Source organism: Novosphingobium sp., assembly GCF_049240505.1.
Lineage (GTDB): Bacteria > Pseudomonadota > Alphaproteobacteria > Sphingomonadales > Sphingomonadaceae > Novosphingobium.
The window spans coordinates 1-4,960 of sequence record NZ_JBMLSM010000046.1 but is presented as its reverse complement, the minus strand read 5'-3'; the positions used below and the strand labels follow the sequence as shown (position 1 = coordinate 4,960).

At 58.2% G+C, this 4,960-nt stretch carries 5 protein-coding genes and 1 pseudogene; 2 read left to right on the top strand and 4 right to left on the bottom strand.

The genetic code is table 11. From position 1 onward, the window contains the following. Positions 1 to 351 (bottom strand): annotated as a pseudogene (locus ACOVQ0_RS04315) (IS5 family transposase); the annotation flags it as partial. A 94-nt stretch (positions 352 to 445) separates the two neighbouring features. Then, the gene (locus tag ACOVQ0_RS04310; protein ID WP_421880586.1) at positions 446 to 1,054 is read right to left on the bottom strand and encodes an FMN-binding negative transcriptional regulator; all 609 of its coding nucleotides are present in this window, start codon (positions 1,052 to 1,054) and stop codon (positions 446 to 448) included. A 201-nt stretch (positions 1,055 to 1,255) separates the two neighbouring features. Here ACOVQ0_RS04310 and ACOVQ0_RS04305 point away from each other — a divergent pair, with 201 nt between their 5' ends. Both ACOVQ0_RS04305 and ACOVQ0_RS04300 read left to right on the top strand, forming a co-directional pair. Next, positions 1,256 to 2,404 carry an Acg family FMN-binding oxidoreductase gene (locus ACOVQ0_RS04305; protein WP_298468282.1) on the top strand — a complete coding sequence of 383 codons (1,149 nt, stop codon included), beginning with the start codon at positions 1,256 to 1,258 and terminating at the stop codon, positions 2,402 to 2,404. Further along, entirely contained in the window at positions 2,397 to 2,852 is a 456-nt protein-coding gene (locus ACOVQ0_RS04300; protein WP_421880583.1) for a MarR family winged helix-turn-helix transcriptional regulator, read from the top strand. The genes ACOVQ0_RS04305 and ACOVQ0_RS04300 overlap by 8 nt, the downstream gene beginning before the upstream one ends. A gap of 381 nt (positions 2,853 to 3,233) precedes the next feature. Here ACOVQ0_RS04300 and ACOVQ0_RS04295 read toward each other — a convergent pair. Both ACOVQ0_RS04295 and ACOVQ0_RS04290 read right to left on the bottom strand, forming a co-directional pair. Further along, positions 3,234 to 4,599 (bottom strand): IS3 family transposase gene (locus ACOVQ0_RS04295; protein ID WP_421880589.1). Its coding sequence is split into 2 segments (ribosomal slippage): positions 3,234 to 4,248 and positions 4,247 to 4,599, totalling 1,368 coding nucleotides; the frame shifts between segments, so codons are not numbered across the junction. 51 nt (positions 4,600 to 4,650) lie between these two features. Further along, positions 4,651 to 4,960: hypothetical protein (locus tag ACOVQ0_RS04290; RefSeq protein ID WP_421880580.1), on the bottom strand; the 310-nt coding region annotated here is incomplete at its 5' end.

The following is a 4,960-nucleotide window of genomic DNA, read 5'->3' as shown; positions in this document are numbered from 1 at the left end:
GTAAAGCCGCCGCGTGATCGACCAAAAGCCTCCTGATAAGTCCCCCTTTAGCGCCCGCAGCCTGAGAGTGACCGCGAACCGTGGTGCTATCGATCATGTGCTGCTAGCCATCCGCCAGCCCAGTTCGACCAGGATTTGAAGCAAAGCGTCCCAAACGCCTTGTTCTGCCCAACGGCGGAAGCGCACATAGACCAAACTCCACTTGCCATAGCGCTCATGCATGTCGCGCCAGGGGCATCCGACCCGAAGAACATGCAGCATCCCGTTCAGGTATCGTCGATCGTCGTGCGAGGGCCGGGACTTCCTACCGCGTTCGGTAGGCAGTAACCCCTCGATGATCCGCCATTCCATATCCGTGAGGTCGCCGCGAGCCAGAACCGCCTCCTAAAAGGTAGTGTTGAATCACGCTTCCGCTGATTTGGGAAATCCACTTTGTGAACAGGGCCTAGACGGGCGGGTTTCGCATTAAAGCGGCGAGCGTCGCGTTCCCGTTTGACTCAAGACCAAGGGCAGCTCCATCACGCGCCTCTGCAGACTTATTCTGTCCGAGCTTCCAGGTAGATTCGAGAGAGCTAACGTTCATCCGACATGGCACAATGCCGCGCATCATGCGCGACATCACGCCTTCACTCATTTTATCCGATGTCCAAGGCTTCTTGGGTGCAAGACGGGCCTCGAAATGGGCTGACAGCCGATCGAGAAGGTTACGGAATCCGGCTTCGCTGACCACTCGCGCTTCACCGACAAGGTGGACTGCGACATAGTTCCACGTAGGCACCTGATCTTCCGCCCCATACCAGTCGGGTGATACGTATCCTTCGGGGCCCTCGACTATGAGACGCGCCGGCACACCGTCAGCGATCGCAAGTGCCATTGGTGAGTTGCGAACGAGATGAAACTCGACGAGCCCCTCGTCCGCAGAGAGGATGAAGGGAATGTGGCTTGCCAATGGCTCATTCGGACCAGCTACCGTGAGGATTCCGAAAGAGCGGTTGCGGACAAAGGCGACACTTGAAGCGTGTGCCACGTGACGAAACACTGGATTAGGATGCATGCAGGGCTCTCTTTAATTCGTGAGTCTGGACCAGCTTTAGCGGATGGCCTCGGTGCTGCTTCACCGAACAAGCTTCAGCGCTTGCCACAGCCTTGCAGGCGGTAGCAGCTACCACCGAGACGCACCATCCAGATCAACCGTCACTTGACTTTGGTTCGATGTCGCACCATATAGTTCGACGTCGAACCAAAGGAGATGGTGATGAACCTGACACGGCGCAAGATGATTTTCCTTGTTGGCGGCGGGGCTGTTCTGGCAGCCGGCGGTGCCTTCGGATACGCGGCAACACGCATGCCGCAAACGGCTTACCTTCCGTGGGAACGCGCGGGCAGCTATGAGGACCCGCGGATGCGGGCTCTGTCGTGGGCGCTTCTGGCCCCGAACCCGCATAATCGCCAGCCATGGCTGGCGGATGTGTCCGAGGACGGCGTCATCACGCTGCATGTAGACACTGACCGCCTGTTGCCACACACCGACCCCTTCAACCGACAGATCGTGATCGGTCTCGGGTGTTTTCTGGAAGTCCTGCGCATGGCCGCAGCAGAAGATGGCTACCGCGCCGCCATGACGCTTTTTCCGCAGGGCAGCAACGCCACGGCCCTCGACCAACGGCCCATCGCGCGCATCACCTTCACAGCCGATCCAGCGGTTGCGCGCGATCCCCTGTTCGCACTGGTACCAGCCCGGCGCTCCAACAAGGAACCGTTCGACACGAGCCGCCCTCTGGCACCCGACATGCTGATGCAGATGGCTTTGGCAGCCAGCAACGGCACGCGGTTCGGCGGCACTGTCGACCCGGCGGAAACGGTCAAATGGCGCGCATTGACGCGCGAAGCGCTTCGCATTGAGGTCGAGACGCCCCATACTTTTCAGGAGAGCGTCGATCTATTCCGTATCGGACGCCGGGAAGTGGATGCCAACCCCGATGGCATCGACTTTTCGGGACCTATGTTTGAAACGATGCACCTGACAGGCACGTTCAGCCGTGAAATGGCGGCCGACCCAACGAGCTTCGCCTTCAGGGCCGGCATGGACGCGGTCTACGCAAATGCCGATACCGCGATGGGACATATCTGGCTGGTCACCGCCGACAACAGCCGCGAAACGCAGATTGCGACGGGTGCGGACTGGGTGCGCGTCAACTTGGCTGCGACGGCTTTGGGACTTGGGTTCCAGCCCCTCAGTCAGGCCTTGCAGGAATTTCCGGAGATGGCAGGGCCCTATAGCCAAGTGCACGAACGCCTTGCACCGGACGGCGGTACTGTTCAAATGCTGTCGCGCATCGGTTATGGTCCGGTTGTCGGAAACAGCCCGCGGTGGCCGTTGGAAAGCAGGATCATGAATGTCTGAAAGCGCAACGCCCGACTACTTCCGGCTCTTCAACGAAATCGGCATCATCGGGCAACTTTCACGCAGCCTGCTGGAAGCCCGGTTGCCGCCGGGCTTCGTTGCAGCGCAATTTTATGTATTGAACCATTTGATCCGCGTAGGCGATGGCCGCACGCCTCTTGCCATAGCGCGGGCCTTTCAGGTGCCCAAGACATCGATGACGCACTCGCTGGCCGTTCTGGAACAGGCGGGCCTGATCGAGATCCGCAAGAACCCTGGGGATGGCCGATCAAAACTGGTTCATATCACGGATGCAGGGCGTACGTTCCGACAGGATGCGATCGACGCACTCGCACCCGATCTCAAACGGATTGCAGCCGCCATTCCCCCCGACCACGTTGCACGCATGCTTCCCGATCTCGAAGTGTTGCGGAAATTCCTAGATACAGATCGTGACGCTTCACCATAAGCTGCGGCATTTTCGATAGGCTTGTCGAACGCCATGACTGTACGGTTCCTGACTAACTTGTAGGAGCAGCTACACCGATCTCCGGAAAGCACGACGAGGACACATGTCTGAACACGGAAAGGGAGAACATATCCGCTTCTGGTACTTTGCAGACTACGAGAGCAGAGCGGCAGTTTTCGGACAAACGACAAGACATGCCGAATGGCCGATATGGAGGCGCATTCCGGCCACGTTAGCATCCGGTTATAACCGGAACTTTCGCCTGTTATTGTTAGATGCTTTTCGCTGTTGAAGGCACACCGATCCCTGTCCGTCGTCGAATGATTTGAGACTTTTGGGGCTCTGGAAGAACGGAGTTTCCGGCTCGGATTGCGGGTTGATTTAAGCCGCTTTGGCTTGGTGGTTCAAGCGGCGCTGTTTGATGGTGTCGCGTTTGATCCTTTCGCGTTCGAGCAGGATGGTCTGGCCGCGCCCGAAGTAGACGTCGGCCGGGGTGAGATTTTCGAGGCTCTCGTGGTATCGGCGATGATTGTAATGCTCGACGAAGGCGGCGATCTGGGCTTCCGGGTCCTCCTGGAAAAAGTAGTTTTCGAGCAAGATGCGGTTCTTCAGCGTCTGGTGCCAGCGTTCGATCTTACCCTGTGTTTGCGGATGGCCGGGAGCGCCATGAACCTGGTCGATGTTGAATCTATCCAGCCATTCACCGAGATCGGAGGCGACGTAACACGGGCCGTTGTCGGACAGCAGGCGCGGTCGGTTTTCGACCTTGACCTTGTCGCAACCTGAGGCGGCCAGCGCCAGGTCGAGCGTGTCGGTGACGTCGTCCACCTTCATGCTGGTGCACAGCTTCCAAGCGATAATGTAGCGGGAATAGTCGTCGAGAATGGTCGACAGGTAGAACCATCCCCAGCCGATGACCTTCAGGTAGGTGAAGTCGGTTTGCCACATCTCGTTCGGCCGCGTGGTCTTGTCCTTGAACTCGTCATTGGCCTTGATGACGATATAGGCTGGCGACGTAATCAGATCATGGGCCTTGAGGAGGCGGTAGACAGAAGCCTCTGATACGAAATAGCTTTCCGTGTCGGTGAACTTCACCGCCAGCTCGCGCGGCGACAGATCGGCGTTGTCCAGTGCCATGGTGACAATGCGATCCCTGATATTGTCGGGAATGCGGTTCCACACCCGTGATGGCGCAGAAGTCCGGTCTTCCAGCCCCTCAACGCCGTGGGTCAGGAAACGATCATACCAGCGGTAGAAGGTCGGCCTGGGAATGCCGAGCTTGTCGAGGGTTTGCCGGACCGACAGATGTGACTGCTCGACCAGCCGGATGATCTCAAGCTTTTCGTTGGCGGGATATCTCATTCCTCGTCGCCCCCATGACCGATCATGCTTTTTTGAGCAGGCGGTTCTCCAGGGTGAGGTCGGCCAGCGCCTCCTTCAGGTCGCGGCTCTCCTTACGCAGGGCCTTCACCTCGTCACTTGTTGCCGAACGGGCAGTGTCGCCTGCAAGCCGCTTCTTGCCAGCTTCGAGGAACTCCTTCGACCAGCTATAATATAGGCTCTCGGCGATCCCCTCGCGGCGGCAGATCGCGGCGATGCTGTCTTCGCCACGCAGGCCTTCCAGGACGACACGGATTTTGTCCTCGGCCGAATGATGCTTGCGCGTGGCGCGGCGGATGTCTTTGATGGTCTTCTCGGCCGTCGATGCCTGCGGCCCGGATTCTGTCTCATCTTCGCTTCCTTTGATAGAGCTACGATGAGCCGAAAATCCTCTCTTCTCGACTAAGCCAGTTCTGTCTCATGGGCGCTGATGTCGGACAGCTATGGCCGGAATGAGACAGTTTTCATTTGCCCACGCTTTAAACATACCCAAGGCGACTGCTGGGATGATCGACCAGCCAGCTGGGTTAGGGTAGCCACGCAGAGCGATCAGACCGCAAACTGACAATATCCGTAACGGTGAGAAGTCCTCGCTGGCGCTAGCCAGCGCAGTCTCCGCCTTGAAGAGATTCGAACCGACGACCCGTCGAAACTTCAAATCCAAGCCGGCAGAAAAACAAACCAGATCATGCAATGGTTCATTTGGAATGTCCGGAAGGGGGCCGGAA

Excerpts from the sequence above, each read along its gene's own strand:
- ACOVQ0_RS04310 (WP_421880586.1), bottom strand. The coding sequence starts at position 1,054 with ATGCATCCTAATCCAGTGTTTCGTCACGTGGCACACGCTTCAAGTGTC.
- ACOVQ0_RS04305 (WP_298468282.1), top strand. The coding sequence starts at position 1,256 with ATGAACCTGACACGGCGCAAGATGATTTTCCTTGTTGGCGGCGGGGCT.
- ACOVQ0_RS04300 (WP_421880583.1), top strand. The coding sequence starts at position 2,397 with ATGTCTGAAAGCGCAACGCCCGACTACTTCCGGCTCTTCAACGAAATC.